At 38.3% G+C, this 23,037-nt stretch carries 17 protein-coding genes; 9 read left to right on the top strand and 8 right to left on the bottom strand.

The annotated features are described in order from the left end of the window. Positions 1 to 138 precede the first annotated feature (138 nt). Positions 139 to 1,107, bottom strand: coding sequence for a nitrilase family protein (locus tag GWJ05_RS01720; RefSeq protein WP_036933443.1), 969 nt, complete (start codon positions 1,105 to 1,107; stop codon positions 139 to 141). Between the two features lie 199 nt (positions 1,108 to 1,306). Here GWJ05_RS01720 and umoA point away from each other — a divergent pair, with 199 nt between their 5' ends. Continuing rightward, the gene (gene umoA / locus GWJ05_RS01715; protein ID WP_161680978.1) at positions 1,307 to 1,843 is read left to right on the top strand and encodes a UmoA family flagellar biogenesis regulator; all 537 of its coding nucleotides are present in this window, start codon (positions 1,307 to 1,309) and stop codon (positions 1,841 to 1,843) included. A gap of 240 nt (positions 1,844 to 2,083) precedes the next feature. Beyond that, a complete protein-coding gene (locus tag GWJ05_RS01710; RefSeq protein WP_036933448.1) occupies positions 2,084 to 2,947 on the top strand; it encodes an ATP-grasp fold amidoligase family protein in 864 nt (287 codons plus the stop codon). An 81-nt stretch (positions 2,948 to 3,028) separates the two neighbouring features. Here the strand turns inward: GWJ05_RS01710 and fdhD are convergent, their stop codons facing one another. Further along, complete coding sequence (gene fdhD, locus GWJ05_RS01705; protein WP_036933450.1) at positions 3,029 to 3,859, bottom strand: formate dehydrogenase accessory sulfurtransferase FdhD; 831 nt, start codon at positions 3,857 to 3,859, stop codon at positions 3,029 to 3,031. Between the two features lie 178 nt (positions 3,860 to 4,037). On the opposite strand from fdhD, the gene fdnG reads away from it, so the two are divergent. From fdnG to GWJ05_RS01670, 7 genes are all read left to right on the top strand, one after another. Continuing rightward, positions 4,038 to 7,085 (top strand): formate dehydrogenase-N subunit alpha, encoded by a 3,048-nt coding sequence (gene fdnG, locus GWJ05_RS01700; protein ID WP_161680976.1) that lies wholly within the window; start codon positions 4,038 to 4,040, stop codon positions 7,083 to 7,085. Positions 7,086 to 7,096: 11 nt separating this feature from the next. Then, positions 7,097 to 8,035 (top strand): formate dehydrogenase subunit beta, encoded by a 939-nt coding sequence (gene fdxH / locus GWJ05_RS01695; protein WP_036933457.1) that lies wholly within the window; start codon positions 7,097 to 7,099, stop codon positions 8,033 to 8,035. Next, the gene (gene fdoI / locus GWJ05_RS01690) at positions 8,032 to 8,688 is read left to right on the top strand and encodes a formate dehydrogenase cytochrome b556 subunit (RefSeq protein ID WP_023583347.1); all 657 of its coding nucleotides are present in this window, start codon (positions 8,032 to 8,034) and stop codon (positions 8,686 to 8,688) included. The genes fdxH and fdoI overlap by 4 nt, the downstream gene beginning before the upstream one ends. Before the next feature lie 206 nt (positions 8,689 to 8,894). After that, positions 8,895 to 9,815 (top strand): formate dehydrogenase accessory protein FdhE, encoded by a 921-nt coding sequence (fdhE, locus tag GWJ05_RS01685; protein WP_036933464.1) that lies wholly within the window; start codon positions 8,895 to 8,897, stop codon positions 9,813 to 9,815. Between the two features lie 15 nt (positions 9,816 to 9,830). Further along, positions 9,831 to 11,222 (top strand): L-seryl-tRNA(Sec) selenium transferase, encoded by a 1,392-nt coding sequence (gene selA, locus GWJ05_RS01680; protein WP_036933467.1) that lies wholly within the window; start codon positions 9,831 to 9,833, stop codon positions 11,220 to 11,222. Beyond that, the gene (selB, locus tag GWJ05_RS01675) at positions 11,219 to 13,081 is read left to right on the top strand and encodes a selenocysteine-specific translation elongation factor (RefSeq protein ID WP_161680973.1); all 1,863 of its coding nucleotides are present in this window, start codon (positions 11,219 to 11,221) and stop codon (positions 13,079 to 13,081) included. Before selA ends, selB begins: the two co-directional genes overlap by 4 nt. Positions 13,082 to 13,192: 111 nt before the next feature. After that, the gene (locus GWJ05_RS01670; protein WP_123822464.1) at positions 13,193 to 14,842 is read left to right on the top strand and encodes an LTA synthase family protein; all 1,650 of its coding nucleotides are present in this window, start codon (positions 13,193 to 13,195) and stop codon (positions 14,840 to 14,842) included. A gap of 108 nt (positions 14,843 to 14,950) precedes the next feature. On the opposite strand, the gene GWJ05_RS01665 is transcribed toward GWJ05_RS01670, so the two are convergent. The 6 genes from GWJ05_RS01665 to GWJ05_RS01640 form a co-directional block, all read right to left on the bottom strand. Next, on the bottom strand, positions 14,951 to 15,379 hold the full coding sequence (locus GWJ05_RS01665) for a TOBE domain-containing protein (protein ID WP_036933472.1): 429 nt from the start codon (positions 15,377 to 15,379) through the stop codon (positions 14,951 to 14,953). A gap of 286 nt (positions 15,380 to 15,665) precedes the next feature. Further along, positions 15,666 to 16,694 (bottom strand): glycosyl hydrolase family 8, encoded by a 1,029-nt coding sequence (locus tag GWJ05_RS01660; protein WP_036933473.1) that lies wholly within the window; start codon positions 16,692 to 16,694, stop codon positions 15,666 to 15,668. Between the two features lie 72 nt (positions 16,695 to 16,766). After that, entirely contained in the window at positions 16,767 to 17,726 is a 960-nt protein-coding gene (gene galU / locus GWJ05_RS01655) for a UTP--glucose-1-phosphate uridylyltransferase GalU (RefSeq protein ID WP_052038416.1), read from the bottom strand. Positions 17,727 to 17,895: 169 nt separating this feature from the next. Next, positions 17,896 to 18,807: a sensor domain-containing diguanylate cyclase gene (locus GWJ05_RS01650; protein ID WP_036933475.1), complete on the bottom strand. Its 912-nt coding sequence runs from the start codon at positions 18,805 to 18,807 to the stop codon at positions 17,896 to 17,898. Positions 18,808 to 18,846: 39 nt separating this feature from the next. Next, the gene (gene bcsD, locus GWJ05_RS01645; protein ID WP_036933477.1) at positions 18,847 to 19,317 is read right to left on the bottom strand and encodes a cellulose biosynthesis protein BcsD; all 471 of its coding nucleotides are present in this window, start codon (positions 19,315 to 19,317) and stop codon (positions 18,847 to 18,849) included. A 15-nt stretch (positions 19,318 to 19,332) separates the two neighbouring features. Then, positions 19,333 to 23,031: a cellulose biosynthesis protein BcsC gene (locus tag GWJ05_RS01640; protein WP_087803788.1), complete on the bottom strand. Its 3,699-nt coding sequence runs from the start codon at positions 23,029 to 23,031 to the stop codon at positions 19,333 to 19,335. Between the last annotated feature and the right edge of the window lie 6 nt (positions 23,032 to 23,037).

The raw sequence follows: 23,037 nt of genomic DNA, 5'->3' as shown, positions 1-23,037 counted from the left end.
ATTCTATCATAGAATAAATAAATAAAATTAATAACCAACACCAACAACCTGATAAATCAAATGTTCTATCTTTCTTTGAAATTATTCTCTAGCTAAAACAAAAACAGCTAACAAAATGTGAGTTGTTTTTTTATTGAATTATGCTTTACCAAATCGTACCGAGATAGGATCTTGCTCATTACCCAATTTCGTTGTCAAAATAGAATACAGCTCAGGTCTTCTCCCTGTTAGCCAACGTCTTCCTGTGGAGTTTTCTAATAACGTCAAATCAATATCAGCAATCACCATATCATCAGTAATAGCGTTACTTTCTTTTACGACTCGCCCATAAGGATCAATAATCATCGCATTACCTGTGCGAATTTCTTCCTCATCTCGCCCAACTCCATTACTAAAGAGCACAAACATCCCGTTATCATGGGCTCTTGCTGGTAACCAACGCATTAACCAACCTCGTCCATGCTCTCCTTGAAAAGCATCTTGTAATGATTTTGGATCTTGGTGTCTGTTTTTCCAAAGAATCATAGGAATGGGCTTCATGCTATATGGGCTACGTGAATTTGTGCCCCCAGTTTGATGAGGCGCTAGCAAAATATCAGCACCTAATAATGCATTAGCTCGTGCATTTTCAACCAAATTATTATCCCAGCAAATGAGTATCCCTATTTTGACGCCCCAAGGGGTATCAAATACAGTGTATTGCTCACCATTATTGATGATTGGATGTTCAAAGGCATGTAATTTACGATGTTTATGTAATAAGCCATCAGGCATACAAACAACCCATGTATTATAAAGAGAGTTATCTTCATCCCGTTCGATTAACCCAACACCTATCGCCATCTGATGCTCTATCGCTTTTTGTTTTATTAATGCTAATGATCTACTATCCAAAATTCTTTCACTTAATGCATACACTGAGTGCTCCGATAATTTAGGAACATGCCAATACCCCGTAATACACATTTCAGGAAAAACTAAAACATTTACCTTTTCAGTCGCCGCTTTATCAATAAATTGATGAATTTTCGCTAGATTATTAGTTTTATCATTCGCTTTATGCTGAAACTGCACTGTCGCGACTCGCAATGTTTGGTATGTGTTCATACGTTTTCACCTATTAAACCTTATATTCTCTCGATATAAAAACGTATTTATTGCTCAAAATAAAATCACTTATTTTCTCTTTTTGATAACTTTTTGGAATCGATTGGGGTTACAGCAAGAAATAACAGGGTTCTACATCTCTGTTTCACGGAATAGATCCCTTATTTTCTGGCATCATAATGGCAATAAAGGAGTATTTATGTTTGCTAAGTCCCTATTTATAATTCTTTCATTATTAGGATTATCTGTTTCCTGTTTTGCAGGAAATGGGCTGGTGGACAGAACATGGAACACCACAGGACTCGATACACAAAGCTATCGACAAGCATTAAGACAACCTACTGCAAGCTCTCGGTATACTCTTTTTAATATCACCCCAGATATGCCCGTTCCAGGTGGTACAAACCTCTCTGATCCTCAAGGTATTCGTTATATCGCGATGAAATATGGCCCTTATGGCCAACCTGAACACTATAAAACCTACCAAATTATGTTTTCTCATTATTCAAATAGCAGTACAAAAAAAATTCGCTATTTAGGTGAGCTATATACCGTTGTCGGTGATATCTATTTAATCGATCCTTTTGCAACAACCAATGAATGGCAACGTGGTCGTAGCCAAATTGTTGAAGAGTATTATGAAATATTAGATACTCACGGCAATCGAACAGGTAAAGGATTACGCTTTCATAATTGGGATAAACCTATTCATATAACTAAGTGGTCATCCAATTAATATTCTCTTAATCAATTTTTACATTTGTTAATTCTCTCTTAATGTCGCTATTTTTATATTAATTTAAAATAATTTCTGTCAATACTCTCAATATCGATGCGTTGATATCTATATTAATAAAAAAATTATAAATAGATATTTATTTAACCATCTTATCGTTGCTTCAATAAGTTAATACTTTTTTAATATAAATTTAATTATTTCTTAATATAAAAAATAAACTAAAATATAAATTCGCTTATGAAAATTATAGAATATTATTTCAAAAAATTTCGTACTATCGCATTACCTGATCGTATTTATTTAAAGAATAAATTCATTCGTAACTTAGGTTACCAGCCTAATTTTAAACTACCGACTTCACTAAATGAAAAAATCAATGCACGTATGTTGTTTGATAGAAATCCGATTTATACGCGCTTGGCAGATAAGATTAAAGTGAGAGACTATGTGATAGAAAAAATAGGCTCATCCTACCTTGTTCCTATTATTAAAACTTATTCACACCCTGATGAAATAGATATCTCTCAACTCCCTTCACGCTTTGTATTGAAATGCAATCATGACAGTGGAAGCACGGTGATCTGCCTCGATAAATCAACCTTTGATTTTGAAAAAGCAAAAAAAAAGCTCCATTTTCATTTAAAACGTAATCTCTATCCTGTTACACGAGAATGGCATTATAAAAATATTAAACCTCAAATTCTTTGTGAAGAATATATTGATTTGTTTGATACACAAAGCCCTATGATCCCTACAACCTGCCGTCTTCATTGTTTTCATGGTCATCCTCATTATGCTGAAATTGATATTTCTGATACCAAAGGGAATGAGTATATAAATGTGTATGATACAGACTGGCTACTACAACCCTTCACATTAGAAGATCCCAACACGCCAGAACCGGTTGAAAAACCAATCCAATTTGAAAAAATGTTGCAGTTAGCCACAAAAATGGCTGATAACTTTAATTATTGTCGTGTTGATTTTTTAATGTCTGAAAATAGACTTATCTTTAGCGAAATGACCTTTACTCCAAATGCAGGGCGGATTCCGATTAAGCCACAAGAATGGGATTACACACTAGGTAAACTGTGGTCATAAATATAAATAAGGTGAAAGATCAAATAGGTGTAATGCGAGAATATAGAGTTATTACACCTATTTTAATGTGTTTCATGCTCATTAATCAGTTAGTCGTTGTGGATGAGTAAACACGGTTGCTCTTCCTCGACGACAAAAGCCCACCAGCGTCACATTATATTTATTAGCGACCTCAACAGCTAAAGAGGTTGCCGCAGAAACTGCAAATAATATTTCAGCACCACACATAGCCGCTTTTTGCACCATTTCATAACTGGCTCGACTAGAGACTAATACCGCCCCTTGACACCACTTCTCTTGCGCTTTCATGCCCAACAATTTATCAAGAGCCACATGACGTCCCACATCTTCACAACCACCTTGCATTTCACCCTCTGGTGATAACCAAACAGCAGCATGAGTGCACCCAGTTAATTCACCAATTTCTTGTACTGTCGTCATCTGTTCTAACGCTTTATCAAGATTAGAAAGTGCAAATGTTTGTGTAAAAGGTAATGGCGTAATAGGACGGAAAACCTCTTCAAGTTGTTCTGTTCCACAAATACCACAACCTGTACGCCCAGTCATATTTCGGCGTCGCTCTTTTAATCCCATAAAACGTCGGCTTGATAATTCAATTTGAACTTCAATGCCTCCGTTACAACTTTCAACAATTTCGATACTGCGAATTTCATTAGAAGATTCTATAATGCCTTCGGATAAAGAAAATCCGACAGCAAACAACTCTAAATTTTTAGGGCTTGCCATCATAACAACGTGGGAAATTCCGTTGTACACTAATGCAACAGGAACTTCGAGTGCAATATAATCGCTTTCTTGTCTGTTAAGCGATCCTTTGTGTTGCACAATTGTTTGATCTACGCCAACGATTACACGTTTAGTTAACAATTTTGTCGATTTTGTTTCATCCATAAGATGAATTCCTAAATTTATTAATACATAATAACAATACGGGTAAAACGATTTTACACTACCTATCAGGCAATGAACCTGATCCTATTAGGGATAATAGGAATAAAAAAACAATCAGCTCCATTTTCGTGAAGAAAATCAGAGTCAGTAAAAGCAATGTATGATGAGGAGAGACCCCATGCAGGTCAGCAGAAGACAGTTCTTTAAGATCTGTGCTGGCGGTATGGCAGGTACTACAGCGGCAGCGCTCGGTTTTGCACCAGCAGTTGCGCTAGCAGGTTCGCGTCAGTATAAATTATTGAGAGCCCGCGAAACCCGCAATACCTGTACGTACTGTTCTGTCGGTTGTGGACTATTAATGTATAGTCTGGGCGATGGCGCAAAAAACGCAAAAGAAACGATATTCCATATTGAAGGTGACTCAGACCATCCAGTAAACCGCGGTGCATTATGCCCTAAAGGTGCTGGTCTTGTGGATTTCATCCACAGTGAAGGTCGTTTAAAATACCCAGAATACCGTGCACCCGGCTCGGATAAATGGGAAAAACTCTCATGGGAAGAAACGTTTGACAGAATTGCGCGCTTAATCAAAAAAGACCGCGATGCCAACTTCCAGAAACTTAATAAAGAAGGTGTAGAAGTCAACCGTTGGTTAACAACGGGTATGCTTTGCGCCTCAGCAGCAAGTAACGAAACAGGGTTTTTAACTCAGAAATTCACCCGAGCTCTTGGGATGCTTGCCGTCGATAACCAAGCGCGTGTCTGACACGGACCAACGGTAGCAAGTCTTGCTCCAACATTTGGTCGCGGTGCGATGACCAACCACTGGGTTGATATGAAAAATGCCAACCTTATCGTCGTCATGGGCGGTAATGCGGCAGAAGCGCATCCTGTGGGATTCCGCTGGGCAATGGAAGCTAAAATCCATAATAATGCCAAGCTCATTGTTATTGATCCACGCTTCACCCGTACAGCGGCTGTTGCGGATTTCTATACGCCTATTCGTTCTGGTACTGATATTACGTTCTTATCGGGCGTTATCTTATATCTGCTCGAAAATAAGAAATATCAAAAAGAGTACGTTGAAGCTTATACCAATGCGAGCTTAATTGTCCGCGAAGACTATCATTTTGATGATGGTTTATTCAGTGGATATGATGCTGAAAAACGTCAATACGATAAAACCACGTGGAATTACGAGATGGATGAAAATGGTTTCGCAAAACGCGACACCACATTACAACATCCTCGTTGTGTCTGGAATCTGTTAAAACAACATGTGAGTCGCTATACACCAGATGTTGTCACTCAGATTTGTGGTACACCAAAAGATGATTTCTTAAAAGTTTGTGAATATATCGCTGAAACAGCAGCGAAAGATAAAACAGCATCTTTCCTGTATGCATTAGGCTGGACTCAACACACTGTCGGTGCCCAAAACATTCGTACCATGGCAATGATCCAATTACTGTTAGGTAATATGGGTATGGCGGGTGGCGGTGTTAATGCGCTACGTGGTCACTCCAATATTCAAGGCTTAACTGACCTCGGTCTGTTATCTCAAAGCTTACCAGGTTATCTGACGTTGCCTTCTGAAAAGCAGACGTCATTAGAAACCTACCTAGCTGCGAATACGCCAAAAGCGACAGTACCAGGACAAGTAAACTACTGGGGCAATTATCCTAAATTCTTCGTCAGTATGATGAAGACATTCTATGGTGATAACGCTCAACGTGATAATGATTGGGGCTTCTCACTATTACCTAAGTGGGATAAACCTTACGATGTTCTGCAATATTTTGAGATGATGGATAAAGGTGAAGTCAACGGCTATATCTGCCAAGGCTTTAACCCTGTAGCCTCGTTCCCAAATAAGAACAAAGTGATCCGTTCATTATCAAAACTGAAATTCCTTATCACGATGGATCCGCTAAACACAGAAACATCTTGTTTCTGGCAGAACCACGGAGAAGAGAACGACGTTAAGACAGAAGATATTCAAACTGAAGTCTTCCGTTTACCAACAACCTGTTTCGCAGAAGAAGACGGCTCTATTGTTAACTCAGGTCGCTGGTTGCAGTGGCACTGGAAAGGGGGAGATGCCCCAGGCGTTGCCATCCCTGATGCTGAAATTTTATCGGGTATTTTCCATCGCTTACGCCAACTTTACAAAGAAGAAGGCGGTGCGATGCCAGAGCAAGTGTTGAATATGACTTGGGATTATTTTGATCCTGATAATCCAACACCAGCAGAAGTGGCACAAGAAAGTAATGGTAGAGCATTAGTCGATTTAAAAGATGCTGATGGCAATATCATTCTGAAAAAAGGCCAACTGCTTAGCTCATTTGCTCAGTTACGTGATGATGGTACAACGTCAAGTGGTTGTTGGATCTTCTCTGGTAGCTGGACAGAAAAAGGCAACCAAATGGCTAACCGTGATAACTCAGATCCATCGGGATTGGGTAATACATTAGGTTGGGCATGGGCATGGCCACTTAATCGTCGCATTATTTATAACCGCGCATCGGCAGACCCACAAGGTCAACCATGGGATCCTAAACGTCAGTTAATCGAATGGGATGGCAGTAAATGGACAGGTATTGATGTGCCTGACTATAGCAACGCTGCACCAGGTTCTGATGTGGGTCCATTTATCATGCAACCGGAAGGTATGGGACGTCTATTTGCTATCGATAAGATGGCAGAAGGTCCATTCCCTGAGCACTATGAACCCATTGAAACACCATTAGGGACTAACCCACTGCATCCAAATGTGGTTTCAAACCCGGCAGCGCGTGTCTTTAAAGATGACTGGAAAGAGATGGGTAAAGCAGAAGACTTCCCATATGTCGGAACAACTTATCGTCTGACAGAGCATTTCCACTTCTGGACTAAACACGTGCGCTTAAATGCGATTATTCAGCCACAACAATTTATTGAAATTGGTGAGCGTTTAGCCGCAGAAAAAGGGATTACACAAGGCGATACCGTTAAAGTCAGCTCAAAACGTGGTTATATCAAAGCCAAAGCAGTGGTCACTAAGCGTATTAAAACCCTTGATGTTGATGGGCGCAAAGTGGATACCATTGGTATTCCTATCCACTGGGGCTTTGAAGGTGTTGCAGTCAAAGGCTTTATTGCCAATACGTTGACACCATTTGTTGGTGATGCAAATACACAAACGCCTGAATTTAAAGCGTTCCTTGTTAATGTGGAAAAGGTGTAAGGAGATAAATTATGTCACTGCAATCCCAAGACATTATTCGTCGCTCTGCCACCAACTCCCTAACACCCGCACCTCATGTGCGGGATTACAAGGAAGAAGTGGCAAAACTTATCGACGTAACAACTTGTATCGGCTGTAAAGCCTGTCAGGTTGCTTGTTCTGAATGGAATGATATTCGCGATAAAATTGGCACTAACGTTGGTGTTTACGATAACCCAACTGACTTAACGGCAAAATCATGGACAGTCATGCGTTTTTCTGAAGTTGAAGAGAATGGCAAGCTGGAATGGTTGATCCGTAAAGACGGTTGTATGCACTGTGCCGATCCGGGCTGTTTAAAAGCGTGCCCTGCGGAAGGTGCTATCATTCAATACGCTAACGGTATTGTTGATTTCCAATCAGAACACTGTATTGGTTGTGGTTATTGTATTGCTGGTTGTCCTTTTGACGTGCCTCGCATTAATGAAGAAGATAACCGTGCTTACAAATGTACGTTATGTGTTGACCGTGTTGAAGTTGGCCAAGAGCCTGCGTGTGTGAAAACCTGTCCTACAGGAGCGATTCATTTTGGTTCGAAAGAAGCGATGATCAATCTTGCAAGCGAACGTGTTTCAGAACTACAAACGCGTGGCTATGACAACGCAGGTCTTTACGATCCACAAGGCGTAGGTGGTACACATGTGATGTATGTTCTCCATCATGCTGACAAACCAAACCTGTATCATGGTTTACCAGAAAATCCAGAAATTAGCTCAACCGTTAAGTTCTGGAAAGGTATCTGGAAACCATTAGCTGCTGTTGGTTTTGCCGCAACCTTCGCGGGTGCGATTTTCCATTATTTAGGTGTCGGTCCAAACCGTACAACTGAAGAAGATGAAGAAGAAGCACTCAAAGAGATGGAAGCATCTTCTAAAACACAGACCTCTGTGAATAAGGAGGAGCAGAAATGATGAAGAAGAAAGGTGATAAAATTCTTCGCCACACCGCATCAGAGCGTATAAACCACTGGGTCGTTGTGATTGTCTTTCTGTTCACAGCAATCAGCGGATTGGGTTTCTTCTTCCCATCTCTGAACTGGTTCATGAATATATTAGGTACACCAGAACTGTCACGCCTGTTACACCCATTTGTAGGTAGTGCGATGGCTATTCTCTTTATCTTTATGTTCTTCAGATATTTGAAGTATAACTTTATTGATAAAGATGACTTAGTCTGGGCTAAAAATATTCATAAAGTGCTGCAAAACGAAGAAGCTGGTGATATCGGTCACTATAACTTAGGTCAGAAAGGTATTTACTGGATGTTAAGTATTAGCCTTATCTTACTCACAGTCAGTGGCATTATCATTTGGCGCCCTTATTTCGCAGAATATTTCTCAATCCCAGTGATTCGAATTGCCTTATTAGTTCACTCATTATCAGCTATTTTACTGATAATCACCGTATTTGTTCATGCTTATGCGGCATTCTGGGTGAAAGGATCAATTCGTAGCATGATTGAAGGCTGGGTAACTCGTGGTTGGGCTAAAAAACACCATCCTCGTTGGTATCGTGAAATTCTCGAAGAAGAGAAAAAAGAAGCCGAAAAGCAGTCACAGAAATAATGCAATAGAGCACATTTCTGAACAAACGGAGGCTTGTTAGCCTCCGTTTTTTATTCAATTTACGTCCGTTTTAAAACGTAAAAAAACAATAAAATCACGCTATTATTACCTGCTGTCATGGCTTCGTGTTTGTATTTGATTTATCCTGAAGCCAAACCCTGTGGGTATTCACTATAAAATTTAAGATAATAGGAAGATAGAACGTTATGAGTATTCGCATCGTTCCTAAAGAGCAATTAGGCAAAGAGCAATCAGAAAAAGGCATTAGCTTTATTCCCCCCGTCTTATTCCCTAATCTGAAAAATCTCTACCAACGTCGTGCTGAACGTTTTCACGCACTCGCAAAAGAGAATCCTTTTGCAGACTACCTTGAATTCGCAGCTGAAATTGCTAAGGCACAAGAAAAAGCACTCCACGACAACCCATTGATTATTGATCTTGCACCACTTCTCACTCAGCAAGCGGGTATTGCACCTTTAGACAAAAGAACATTCAAGCGTAGTAAACATTGGCACGCCTTATTAGCCTCTATCATCGCTGAATTACATCCAGTTGTACCTGAAAGCGTCACTATCACCTTAGAAAACCTGTCTAAAGCTTCTGAAACTGAATTAGAAGAGATGGCGACAGCATTACTTAATGATGAATATTCAAAAGTGTCTGCAGATAAATCGGTCTTTATCTGGTCTGCATTATCTCTTTACTGGGCACAATTGGCCTCTAATATTCCTGGTAAAGCGAAAACAGAATATGGTGAAAACCGCCAATTCTGTCCTGTTTGTAACAGTATGCCAGTGACAAGCATAGTACAAATCGGAACAACACAAGGCTTACGCTATTTACATTGTAATTTATGTGAAACCGAGTGGCATGTTGTGCGTATAAAATGCACCAACTGTGAACTAACAGGTCAATTAAATTACTGGTCATTAGACAGCGAAAATGCGCCTGTTAAAGCAGAAAGCTGTGGTGACTGTGGAAGCTATCTGAAAATTTTATATCAAGAAAAAGATGCGAATGTCGATGCGGTGGCTGATGATTTAGCCTCTATTGTTCTTGATGCAAAAATGGAAGAAGAAGGCTTTGCTCGTAGTAGCATTAACCCTTTCCTGTTCCCCAATGAATAATAATTAGGTACTAGTATGACAAATGATACGCGCTCACTTTACAGCCAACTACCGTCTATTGATAAGTTGTTGCATCAAGAAGAAATTCAGGCTTTAGTTGCTTCTTATGGTCAGACATTTATTACTGAGCATTTACGAAAGTTACAAGAAGAAGCGCGTATCACTATTCGCCAAAAAAATGGCCTACCACAATGGCACAACCATTGGGCTGATGAATTAAAAAATCGCATTACATTACAACGAAAATCTTCGATTAAACCTGTTTTCAATTTAACAGGTACCGTTTTACACACCAATCTAGGGCGTGCATTAATGGCAGAATCCGCCATCGAAGCCGTTAGCCAAGTTATGCGTTCACCAGCAACCTTAGAGTATTCTCTTGATGGTGCTTCAAGAGGACACCGTGATCGCGCTATCGCTGACTTGTTATGTGAATTAACAGGAGCAGAAGATGCCTGTATAGTAAATAACAACGCAGCGGCTGTTTTACTGATGCTTGCAACAGTGGCTCCAAATAAAGAAGTTGTTGTTTCTCGCGGTGAATTAGTGGAAATTGGCGGCGCTTTTCGTATCCCTGATGTGATGACACAAGCAGGTTGTACACTCAAAGAAGTGGGCACAACAAACCGTACTCACCTTAAAGATTATCGTAACGCTATCAATGAAAATACGGGATTGCTGATGAAAGTTCACACCAGCAATTACGCTATTCAAGGCTTTACCGCTGAAGTACATAGTGATGAGTTAGCTGCTTTAGGTCAAGAGATGAATTTACCTACTGCTATCGATTTAGGTAGTGGCTCAATGACTCATTTGGCTACCTTAGGCTTACCTTCAGAACCCATGCCTCAAGATTATCTGCAACAAGGTATCGACCTTGTCACCTTCTCTGGTGATAAATTATTAGGTGGACCTCAAGCGGGGATCATCTTAGGTAAAAAAGCGTGGATTGAAGCTATTCAACATCACCCTCTAAAGCGTGCGCTACGTGTTGATAAGATGACATTAGCGGCATTAGACGCCACATTACGCCTTTATCAGCAACCTGAAAAAATGGCTGTTGAAATTCCGACATTACGTTTGTTAACTCGGACACAAACAGAAATTCATGACATGGCGCAACGGTTATTACCCCATTTTCAGGCATATTATGGGGAAAATTACCATATCACGATATCCTCATGTGCATCTCAAATAGGCAGTGGTTCGTTACCTATTGAAAGTTTACCAAGTGCTGCACTGACCTTTGAGGCGAAAGATGGAAAAGGTAGCCAATTAGATGCATTAGCCGCGCTTTGGCGTGATTTAGAAAAGCCTATTATAGGTCGAATTACGGATGGTCGCCTGTGGCTTGATCTGCGCTGTCTTGAGGATGAAAATGCATTAATACAGGCACTTTTACTATGATTTTTGCAACAGCAGGTCACGTAGACCACGGAAAAACCACACTTATACAAGCTATCACTGGGGTAAATACAACCCATTTACCCGAAGAGAAAAAACGAGGCATGACGATAGATTTAGGTTATGCCTATTGGCGCCAAGATGACGGAACGTCTATTGGTTTTGTCGATGTACCTGGCCATGAAAAATTTCTTTCAAATATGCTTGCTGGGGTTGGTGGGATCTCTCATGCATTATTAATTGTGGCTTGTGACGATGGGGTTATGACACAAACCATCGAACATATTTCTATCTTACACCTTGCTGGCTGTCCTCAAGTCACGGTTATTCTCACAAAAGCAGATCGTGTTACATCAGCTCGCATTGAAGAAGTTCGTGCACAAACAACCGATGTATTAGCAAATTTAGGTTGGCAACACCCTGATATTTTTGTCACTTCAGCGCCTTCTGGTGAAGGGATCCCAGCACTTCGTGACTATCTTGTTGAGCTTCATCAACAAGAGCAACAACACCCTCAATGGCATAAACGCTTCCGCTTAGCAATAGATCGCGTGTTTAGTATTAAAGGGGCGGGGTTAGTGGTTACAGGTACCGCTCTGGCAGGGCAAATTTCTGTTGGTGATACATTTTGGTTAACAGGCGCTGATAAGCCGGCAAGAATAAGAGCGTTACATGCACAAAATCATCCCGTAGAAAGTGCAGGAGCAGGTCATCGTATCGCAATTAATATCACGGGAGATGTCAGCAAAGAAAACGTCTCTCGTGGCGATTGGTTGCTTTCTCAAAAGCCCAACTATCAAGCCCATAAAGTCTTAGTTAGTTTAATCGCAGATGAACCTTTAAAACATTGGCAACCGGTACATATTCACCATGGTACTCGTCATATTACGGGACGAGTTGCCCTCTTAAATGAAGCGAACGATACACCACAATTAGCCGAGCTTATTCTTGATGAACCACTTTGGCTGGTGGATAACGATAGACTGATTTTACGTGATATTAGTGCTCAACGTACATTAGCAGCGGCAAAAGTCTTACATTTGCATTCACCACGCAGAGGTAAACGACAACGTGAATTTTTAACTTGGCTACATCAACTGGATAAGGCGGACAGTGCTCGCGCTAATTTGGCGCTATGTTTACCGAAAGGTGAATTATCTCTCAATCAATTTGCTTGGGCCCAACAATTAACCGAAAATGCACTTGAGCAGTTATTAGAGACATTTGAGCTAGTCAACGTTGCGGGCATTATTCTTTCTAAAAATAATGCTGATAATGCAAAACAAAAATTACTTAATACTCTTGAGGAATATCACCAACAACATAATGATCAAATGGGAGTTGGACGCTCTCGTTTAAAACGGATGGCACTCCCAACGTATCACGATGAATTGGTATACCACTTAATTGATCAATTACGTAAAGAAGGTGCGATTAGCCAAAGTCGTGGTTGGCTTCACCTCCCGACTCATGGTCTTGCTTTTTCGTCAGAACAAGAGTCTTTATGGCAACATGCTAAAGTCTATTTTGAACAATCTGAGCCTTGGTGGGTACGTGATCTTGCAAACGAAATGAAAATCGATGAAAAAGAAATTCGTTCCTTATTACGCAAAGCAGCACAATTAGGTTTAATTATTCCGATTATTGCTGATCGCTACTATACACATACTTCTATAGAAAAGTTTGCTTCCATTATTGTGAAATACAATGAGAATAATGGCAGTGTCACCGCTGCGGACTTTCGTGATGAGTTATCTGTTGGACGTAAATTAGCAGTACAAATCTTAGAATATTTTGACCGCACTGGTTTTACTCGTCGCAAAAAAGATCTTCATATTTTACGAGATAAAGGGTTATTCTAAATATCCATATTAACTTAGGCTAAATAACTTTATTTAGCCTAAGTTAAGGTTATCACCTACAATATTTGTAAAATATCCCCTTTATTCTTTATCGCTATACTCGGAAGAGATATGAAAAAACTATTAGGAAGTGCTTATCTTGCACTCATTCTTATTGGCTCTCTGTTTATTGTTTTTGAGAAAGCAACGTTTATTTATACTGCACTACTCTCTGTAGGTGCTTATTTTATTATTTTTTCTATTTGCTTTATTTTATCAGCGCGTGTTTTATTTTCGGCTATTACCACCGGTACGCTTTTCCTTATCACTAAGTTTATTAACCAACTTAAAGTCCATTATTACAAAGAAACATTAATGTTCTCTGACTTTAACTTAGCCTTTGACAGTTCAAATTTAGGGACATTAGGGCATTATTGGGAAGCCGCTGTAGCATTAGTTGCAATGCTAATATGGCTTCTTATCAATATGTCTATTGCTTGGCGTTTTTCCAAAAAATCACGCCCAGCCTTACGTATAAGTAGCTTACTTTTCATCATCATTGGGTTTACCACAATCCATTTTACCGTAGAAAAATGGCAAGCTGAATGGGAAGGAACGCTTCCAGGAGGAAGAGGTACTGTCACTAATTTAATGATGTCAGGTTACCAAACAACATATCATCCGCCTTATTTTCAAGAAAGTGCTGACTACTTTCTTGAAAAGGCAAGCAAAACCGTATTACCTGAAACACAGGTTAAAATAAAACCTGATATTATCGTTTTATTACAAGAATCAACAGTTAATCCTTCCATTTATCAATTTGATAAAGATGCCACACTCCCTGATTTATTTATGTTCCAAAAAGATGAAGGAGTAAGTGCGCAAAGCCCTTTACGTGTACAAACCTTTGGTGGTGGTACTTGGCTTTCTGAATTTTCTGTATTAACAGGGTTAAATACGGATGATTTTGGTGCACGTAAAAACTCTGTATTCTATTTTGTTGTCGATAACCTGAATGAGAGTTTATTCCGTCAACTCAAAGCAGAAGGTTATTACACCGTCTTACTCACCCCATTTAATCGCAGTGCTTACCATGCAGGCTACGCTTATGAAAAAATGGGAATTGATGAAATCATTCAACCTCAAGAACTTGGCTACCCTGGGACATTAGAAGAAAATCTGTGGAAGATATCGACGCAAGATATGCTAGGTTACGTTGAAGAGGTATTGAAAAAAAGGACTGACAAACCATTGTTTATATTCTCATTAACCATGTATGAGCATGGTCCTTATGATGAATCACACAGAGATATGTACCAAATTACGGGTCAAACAGAAAGCAATAATGCACCAGGTAAATTTAGCCACTATATGGAAAAAATTATTACTAGTGATCCAGCAATTAAAGATTTCTCTAATTTTGTTGCTCAAAGAGAAAAACCAACAATGTTTCTTTATTTTGGTGATCATCAACCTAATATTGAATTAAATAATTACCAGTCACCATTTACTAATCCCGCACATATTACTCAATTCACATTAAGAGACAATCTAACTCAAGGTGCACCAATAACAACAGGTGAATTAACAGATATTAGCTTCTTAGGTGGAATGATACTGGAGCGTGCACGTTTACCATTATCTCCTTTCTATAAAGCCAATATTCAAATGCGACACTTATGTGAAGGGAAATTAAATGACTGTGAAGACGAAAAATTAATTAACAGTTATAAAAATTATATTTACGAAAAACTGAAAGTTGCTGGTGTCGCTGATGATTAATTTTTGTCACTTAAATAATGGATGATCGGGATTATAAATCTGATTAATATCAACGAATAAGAGGCTAATTATCTAGCCTCTTTTTTTATCTCAAAACATTGAATGCTATTATTTACGCGTTGCAACGATCACACTAGATGCTTTCACTAATGCTAAAACATCACTGCCTTTTGCCAACATCATCTCTTGCAAGCTCTCATTTGTAATAACCGCAGTCAACTCTAAGCCTTTCGCTGTTTCTAAGTGCACCGTTGAATTTACAGCGCCTTGTACGATTTGAGTTACTTTTCCTGCAAACTGATTACGTGCAGAAAAATTCAAACCACAATCAGGTAGTGCTAAAACAACCCATGGCGCTTTAATAATGGCAATTGCTTCGCCATCTTTTTTAATATTTAAACTGCCACAACTCTCTTTAGTAATAATGGTTGCCAGTTTTTCACCATGCGCTAACGATAAAACAACTTCGTTATTAACGGCACCTTCAATAATATCAATAACTTTACCAACTAACTGATTGCGTGCTGATACTTTCATTTATCCACCTCTATTATTCATGAGAAATTATATAAATAACGCTATGAAACCACTCAGATAACAGTACCATAAATACTATCCAATAAATTATTCTTAGATCATAGTTTAAAGTTTATTTATTATTTAAAAATACAGCGTTATAAATAGAACTAGTGAATTAATAGAAATAAATTCAGAGAGTTATATCTTGTTATTTTTATCATTATTACCATAAACGAAATAGATAACTTAAGAAACCTGTTAATTAAAAGTAATTTAAGCTATCTATTGTTTAAATTAAAAATACTTATTGCCCATTCTGAGCAAATGTCGCTAACAAATGTAAAGCTGAAGAATAATAATCCGTATCTTTACTCAAATCGACATCATCAATAGGGGTTTTCATCGTTAAATCTCTCACAGCCATCATACCTGGTGTGAGGTTATATTCAGCGCGCTCTTGACCATCAATACTGACCCAAGCAGGGGTTTTATAACGATCAAATTGCTGCCAATACTGCACAAAAGGTTGTAATGCTAATTCATCATGAGCCCAAGCTAAATAAAGAGGAATACGTATAGCATCAAAACTAAATCGTGCTGGCCATTTTTTACTAGGCTCTATCTTTCCATCAGGATATAAACTCACCCAGTCTGTTGGTAATTGATATTCACCAAATCGCATATTTCTAAGTAAAGATTGGCTATCATTAATTAATGCTTTCCAACGAACATCTTTGCTTGTACGGTAAAAATCTTTCCATGCTGGAAAAATAAAATAGGATGGATTAATAATAATTTCTTCTGGCGTTTTAAAGCCATTAATTCCGGGTAATAATACAGTATAGTTTTTTATTTTAACTAAAGTATGTTCTAAAATAGCATGTTGAATAGAATCCGAAGCTGAAAGATAACTTTCATCATTCCACTTTTCACCCGCTTTTAATAATGCCCAAGCAATTAAAATATCACCATCTGTTGCATTATTAGGATCCGGAGTATGTTCACTGTTTTCAGGTTCATAACGCCATTTAAACAGCCCTAAATCGCCTCGATAAAGAGAGGTCGCAGTCCAACGCCACAGTTTCTTAAATGTCTCATGATCATCACTCATTACCGCCATCAACATCCCATAGCCTTGACCTTCTGAGTGCGAGATATTGTTGTTAGCACTATCTATCACACGCCCATCATCCTTAATATAGCGCTCTTTAAACTGCTGCCATCCGGTTTGAGTATCTGCTGCTTGTATTGAGGGAGATACCATAAGCAACAAACCTAAAATAAAAAAAGTAAAAAATAGATAATTAAAACGAGATAAGTGTCTAAAAGACATTGCCTTTCTCTCCTGCTATTGCCGACCGTTATCATATTTCGGTCGGCACATTGCATGTTATTTCAAGGTAACTCAAAAGATAGCAACTATCTTTTGTTCTTCATTAATTTCGTCTTCTTCTATGACTTCTGTTTTGGGTAACAATGTTTTTTCACAAAAATCCTGCATCCAAGAAGCGAACTCTTCTTTTAAAACGGAATTATGTAAACCATATTCAACAAAGGCTTTCATATATCCCAGCTTATTACCACAGTCATGAGATTTACCCACTAAGGTGTAAGCTTCAGCCGTCTCTTTTTTCAATAATAAATCAATTGCATCAGTTAACTGAATTTCACCACCAACGCCAGCTGGTAAACCATCTAATAATTCCCAAATAGCAGAAGAGAAAACATAACGACCTACTACAGAAAGATTAGAAGGTGCATCTTCTGGATTTGGTTTTTCCACGATACGACGAATAGGAGCCCAATTACCTTGAGGACAGAAAATGCCTTCGCAATCCACAACACCATATTGTTGCACCTGGCTCATTGGCACAGGTTCAACCATGATTTGGCTACGTTCTGTTTTTTCAAAACGTTTTATCATTGCTGATAAATTGTCATGTTTAGGATCACAATAATGTGCATTCAATAAAACATCAGGGAGTAAAACAATAAATGGATTATCACCTATCACAGGACGAGCACAGCAAATAGCGTGGCCTAAGCCTAATGCATGACCTTGACGAATTTGTATAATTTTGACATTTTCAGGGCAAATTGAACGTACTTCATCTAATAATTTATTTTTAATACGCTGTTCAAGCATATTTTCTAATTCAAAGCTAGTATCAAAATGATCTGCAATTGAATTTTTAGAAGAGTGAGTGACTAAAATAATTTCCTCAACTCCTGCCTGAGCACACTCTTCAACAATATATTGAATTAAAGGGCGATCAACGATAGGTAGCATTTCTTTAGGAATTGATTTCGTTGCAGGTAACATACGAGTACCTAATCCAGCAACAGGGATAACCGCTTTCATCATAATAAAATCCTCTAATAGATATTTATCTAAAACTAATAATTAATATTATTTTAAAGTTACTCTTATATTTCATAAGGAGTGCAAGATATATTTTAAATATAGCTATCTCCCTCTTTATTAAAAAAGAGATAATATTATTTTATATATCTTTATTTAAAAAACTTTCTATTTAAAATCCAGAATAAAACCCATATTTATTACCACCCATTTCTTTAATGGAATAAAGTGTTTCATCTGCAGATTTTAATAATTCAGATAATGTTTTTCCATCTTTAGGATATTCTGCGATACCTAAACTAATGGAGGGCGTTAACATATAGTCTGAATTAATATTGATTGGCTTTTCCATCGATTTCCAAAGTGACTCTATTATTTCTAATAAAATAACTGAACAAGAACGTAATCCGTTAGGGAAAAGCACAGCAAACTCATCACCGCCAAGTCGACCACAATAGACTTCACTGTTTTCTAATTGTGATAATCGCTTTGATATTTCACACAATACTTTATCACCAGCATGATGCCCAAATTGATCATTAATTGCTTTGAATTTATCACAATCAATAATACCAAGACAAAATGATGATGGATGTGAAATATTTAATCGCTCATTTTCAATTTTTTCAACAATACTCAATCTATTTGATATTCCGGTTAATGAGTCAATATAGCTTTTACTAAACAACTCATTTCTTAATTCTACTTTATCAGTAATATCCAAGCTGATAAATACATAATGAGAAATTAAATTATCTTTATCAAATACAGGAATAATACTAATATCTTCCCATACATCTTGTTGAGATTCATTATTTCTCTTTGCTTCTAATCGATAAACGCCTTTATTATCATTATTACCATTTACACAATAATTGATTTGATTCTCATCAATTAAATAAAATAAGTTGTATTTTTTATCTTTTATATTTTCGAAATGAACATTATTAAACTCACAATATTTTTCATTAGCATAAACTATAACGCCATTAATATCAGTTACTAACATCATAAAAACATTATTAGTAAATTGCTTTATTAATAAGCATTTAGAATTATCATCATTAAATATCATTTCATTCATTTTTGACCTCCTATGCTCATCAATAAAGCATATATATTATTATTCGGCTGATGAGTTATGCGCATAGCGAAAAATAAAAACATCTTTAGCATCAGTGGGTTGACGATGTACTTGCATTTTTGCATTACCGCCTTGATGGGTTAACCAACCCTCATATAGCCCCTCTAATACGCCAGCACTTGCAACACGCCACTGAACATCATCTTGGCTTTGCGTAAAATGAGGCCATGCACAGTGCACTAATAAAAGCTCACTCATTGCAGGAGATATGGTGACAAAACCCCATTTGAATAACGTTAATACGCGATTAATATGTGATTCAAGTAATTGAATATTTTCACTTTCTGGCAAAGGATAGCGTAAGGCAATATCTTTACCAATATTTCTTAATTTACTTTCGGCGGTAGAAATATCATTGTCATTTAATACTTGAAAAAATAATAATTGAGTTAGATCTTGCCAGCCGCTTTCAAAAGGTAATTGTAAGATATCACTGTCATGCTTATTCATTGTTTGTTTCCTTAATTATTTAGACAGAAAGTCTGGAGTATATTTTAGGTGTAACCACATATTATCTTCAGCATAATCACCGGATGTATCATGCGATAAGCTGACACCTAACTCGGTTTCTTTGTTTAAATAATATTTCGCGTCTAAACCTAATCTGTAAGTAATATTTGTTTCGTCTTTTTCTTCATAACGAGATTTAATACGAGGATCGCTCGCGTTATGTTTATTTAGGACGTCCTGCATATAACTATGTGTTGGAAAATAATCACTGCCTTTTTGTTTGTAACTTTGTATACCTATCGCACCATTTAAGGACACTTCACCTTTTTCAAAACGGCGGGTATAAGCAACAGGTAATGAAACAGAAACATAATCTTGTGGACTAAAGTAACCGCCATGCCCTAATGAGAAGTTATTTTGGTTATTTCTAAAGTTCATATAATCAACATGCACACCAGCTTTCACCTCTTGCTGCTCATCTTTATAGAACTTAGCGTAAGATCCCATCCATGCTTTCACTTCATCATTACTCGCAACACTTTTACCTTCATAGTTATAAATCCCCCCTCCGACATAAGCGCCAACTTTGCCATCATCCCAAGCATATTGAGCTTTGGCACCATTACGTGTTACACGGCCCCAACTTTCACCCGTAGTAGGATCAGTGCGTCCCATATAAGAAAGTAGACTATCTTTGATAGCTCTGCGCTCTGCAGTCAGTGTTAATTGCCCATTTTGGCCAATTTTAGGTGAATATGTGAGACCACCGACAACCGTTGCCGTATCTTTACCTAATGGTGTTGAGCCAACATCAAAGCTGACATTCTTGTCAGATAAACGTAGTCCTAATTCAACACCAGAAGCACGTTGGCTACCGGCTTCATCGGCATTAATTTTGTTTTTCTCATCATGGTTATCGCTATTTTTAGCAAAACGTTCAGCATGTTGAAGCTGACCTGTACCAAAACGATTTGCTCTCTCACCCGAAACTGAGCCACTCGTCATAGAAACCGGGGTGACATTAAATTCCCAGCGGAACTCCTCTCCAGGAACACTTGAAATGCTGATTGGTGCAGAAATTTCTGTCACATTAGATAATCCTTTATCACCATTACGGTGACGTACAGCAACACCACCTTGCACCCACGGTGAGACTTTTTCTTCTAACTCACGAATAGAACGTTGAACAGAAGCCATCTCTTTACGTTCATAGATAGAACCTGCTATGGCTGTATTATCGCTCTCTAATACACGTAATTGGCCCGCAGAAGTATTCAATGTACTATCGTTGTTTTGCCATTGCGCACTACGTAGCAAGGTTAAGGCCTTACGGTTTTCACCGTTTAATTGCGCAATTTGCGCTGCTTGTAATAAATAAGCGGGTTGTGAAGAGGACGGAATTTGTTGCAATAACTGCTGTGCTTTTCGACCATCTTGTTGCGCTAATGCAACTTCAATTTGAGCCTGGATTAATTTGGTATCTTTTCCTTGCTCTTTTTCTAAATAAGAGAGAATTTTATTTGACTGTTCCGGCATGGATTGCGCTAAATAAACACGACTTAATGCCATTAATAAATCAGGATCGTTAGGGGATGATTTTAAGGCGACAACCAGCATGTCATAAGCTGCTTTAATTTCACCTTTTTCACGTAAGCTATCGGCTTGGGCAACTTTAGTCGCGACTTCTAAACGTTTCTTCTCAACAATCGGTGTTTCTTGTTGCAATACTGGATCGTTAATCAAGCTAGATGCTTGTGTATAACGACCTAATTCATTGAGAACATTGATATGCCCAGCATAGTTACCTACAGAGCCTTTAGTGCCTTTGGCAATATCATTTTCAACTAACTGCAACGCTTCATCGTTTAATCCACTACTTACTAATCGTTCAGCTAATTCACCTACATCATTTGGATAATCAGCAACTTGATTAATTAAAGGGCGCAAGGTATTACGTACTGCTACAAGATTGCCCGCTTGGCGATAATGGTCCGCTTGCGCAAGTTGACGATGAAAACGAGCACGCTGTAATAACTCTTTTTCAGCTTCTGTCTGTTGATTATGACTACTTAACAAGTTAAAAACTTTATCCCACTCTTTTTGCTCAACATAAAATAGAGAAGCGACGTAATCTGTGTCTCTTGTTTTGCGATTTTGCAATTGTGAAATAATATTTTTTGCACCAACACTATCGCCATCAGCAGCCATTAAACGAGCTAAATCAAGATAAACCCAGTTATTTTGTGGATTCTTACGTTGTGCTTGTGTCAGTAATTGTCTTGCTTGAACACGATTACCATTTTCTAACGCTTTTTGTGCTTCACGACGTAATGTCTCTGAAGGATCTGTATTTGCAGTAAGTTTTTGACGTAAAGAGGCTGATTGTTGAGCCAGTAATTGCTCTGCTTTCGTATTTTGCCCTTCCTGAACCAATAAATAGTAGTAAGCAGAAATCACTTTTTCATTACGACTATTTTGTTGATAAAGGCCGGCTAATAATTGGTGAGCAGCGGGTAAATTACCTTGTTTACGTAATAAATCAGCTTGTAGCAAATTAGCGGATAATCCTTTCTCACCTGAAGCGCCCGTTAAAGGTGCTAATTTATCAAGTGCCTGTTGAATATTTCCTTGTTTAGCCCGGTGTTGCGCATCACGTAATTGCGCATAGAAACCCGCATCTTCAGCTTGTTGCTTCCATTTACTGCCCTGCTCGCCACCTGATTGTGCAGCTTGATTTAATAAGCGCTGACCTGTTGATAAATCACCTGAACGTAATGCGGTATAACCTAACCCTGCTAATGCTTGCGCATCATTATTATCTGCTGCTAATGCTTGTTTAAAATAACCTTCAGCTTCTTTTAATTTACCTTTATTTAAAGCGGTATAACCTGCTTGACGAGCATTACCTTGTATAGCGCCTTGGAAATGTTCCGCAATCGCTTTATCATTCGGATTCGCTTGTAAGTAAGTTTTATATAACACGTCATCATCAGGGCGAACATTCAGCCATAGCAGTGCTTGACGAAGGCCTTTTTTTGCTGACTCATCACCCGAAATATGGCTTAAAATAGTTATCCCTTCACGACGTGTTTCTTCGTTGTAGGTGAGTGTCAGTCCTAATGCTCTTTGTGTTTCTTTATTATCAGGCATTAATGCTGCACGCTGTTTTAACCCAGTAATGGCTTGTGGCAACATTGCAGGTATACCAGCCATCGTCTGATAATATTCTAATGCCAGTGTTTCAGGTGGTTCACTGCTAACAAATAAACGTTGATACGCTTTTACTGCTTCTTCATGTTGCCCTTTTTTTGCCAATTCCCTGGCATAGCCTAATTGTTGATCATTAAATTGTGATGATCGGATGTTTTTTAATCCATTAATGCGCGGATCTTGCGGTGCGACTTGTGCAAGTTTTTCGCGCCAATAGGTCGCTTGTTTTTCATTCCCTTGCTGTGCTGTAAAGAATGCCATTAAATATAAAGCGTCTTGATTATTACTTTCCATAATCAACACTTTTTGTAGCGCTTCTACTGCACGCGCATCATGCGCTTTACCGTGCCAATAATTAGCTTGTTCAATAAGAGAGCTCACAATATTTGGATCAGTAGCTGTTGTATTTACATCATTTGCCGTAGCTTGTACTTGACTTGAAGCGCCTAAAATACAACCGGCATAAATAACTTTAACGATGATGTTAAGTGCGTGGTTTTTCATCCCATA

Source organism: Proteus sp. G2626 (assembly GCF_009915985.1).
GTDB classification, from domain to species: Bacteria; Pseudomonadota; Gammaproteobacteria; order Enterobacterales; family Enterobacteriaceae; genus Proteus; species Proteus vulgaris.
Note: the sequence above shows the minus strand (reverse complement) of the source record. Positions and strands in the feature narration are given on the sequence as shown.

Coding starts and splice junctions, on each gene's coding strand:
- GWJ05_RS01720 (WP_036933443.1), bottom strand. CDS start 1,107: ATGAACACATACCAAACATTGCGAGTCGCGACAGTGCAGTTTCAGCAT.
- GWJ05_RS01640 (WP_087803788.1), bottom strand. CDS start 23,031: ATGAAAAACCACGCACTTAACATCATCGTTAAAGTTATTTATGCCGGT.
- bcsD (WP_036933477.1), bottom strand. CDS start 19,317: ATGAATAAGCATGACAGTGATATCTTACAATTACCTTTTGAAAGCGGC.
- GWJ05_RS01710 (WP_036933448.1), top strand. CDS start 2,084: ATGAAAATTATAGAATATTATTTCAAAAAATTTCGTACTATCGCATTA.
- GWJ05_RS01670 (WP_123822464.1), top strand. CDS start 13,193: ATGAAAAAACTATTAGGAAGTGCTTATCTTGCACTCATTCTTATTGGC.
- galU (WP_052038416.1), bottom strand. CDS start 17,726: ATGATGAAAGCGGTTATCCCTGTTGCTGGATTAGGTACTCGTATGTTA.
- fdoI (WP_023583347.1), top strand. CDS start 8,032: ATGATGAAGAAGAAAGGTGATAAAATTCTTCGCCACACCGCATCAGAG.
- selA (WP_036933467.1), top strand. CDS start 9,831: ATGACAAATGATACGCGCTCACTTTACAGCCAACTACCGTCTATTGAT.
- fdxH (WP_036933457.1), top strand. CDS start 7,097: ATGTCACTGCAATCCCAAGACATTATTCGTCGCTCTGCCACCAACTCC.
- umoA (WP_161680978.1), top strand. CDS start 1,307: ATGTTTGCTAAGTCCCTATTTATAATTCTTTCATTATTAGGATTATCT.
- fdhE (WP_036933464.1), top strand. CDS start 8,895: ATGAGTATTCGCATCGTTCCTAAAGAGCAATTAGGCAAAGAGCAATCA.
- GWJ05_RS01650 (WP_036933475.1), bottom strand. CDS start 18,807: ATGAATGAAATGATATTTAATGATGATAATTCTAAATGCTTATTAATA.
- fdhD (WP_036933450.1), bottom strand. CDS start 3,859: ATGGATGAAACAAAATCGACAAAATTGTTAACTAAACGTGTAATCGTT.
- GWJ05_RS01665 (WP_036933472.1), bottom strand. CDS start 15,379: ATGAAAGTATCAGCACGCAATCAGTTAGTTGGTAAAGTTATTGATATT.
- selB (WP_161680973.1), top strand. CDS start 11,219: ATGATTTTTGCAACAGCAGGTCACGTAGACCACGGAAAAACCACACTT.
- GWJ05_RS01660 (WP_036933473.1), bottom strand. CDS start 16,694: ATGTCTTTTAGACACTTATCTCGTTTTAATTATCTATTTTTTACTTTT.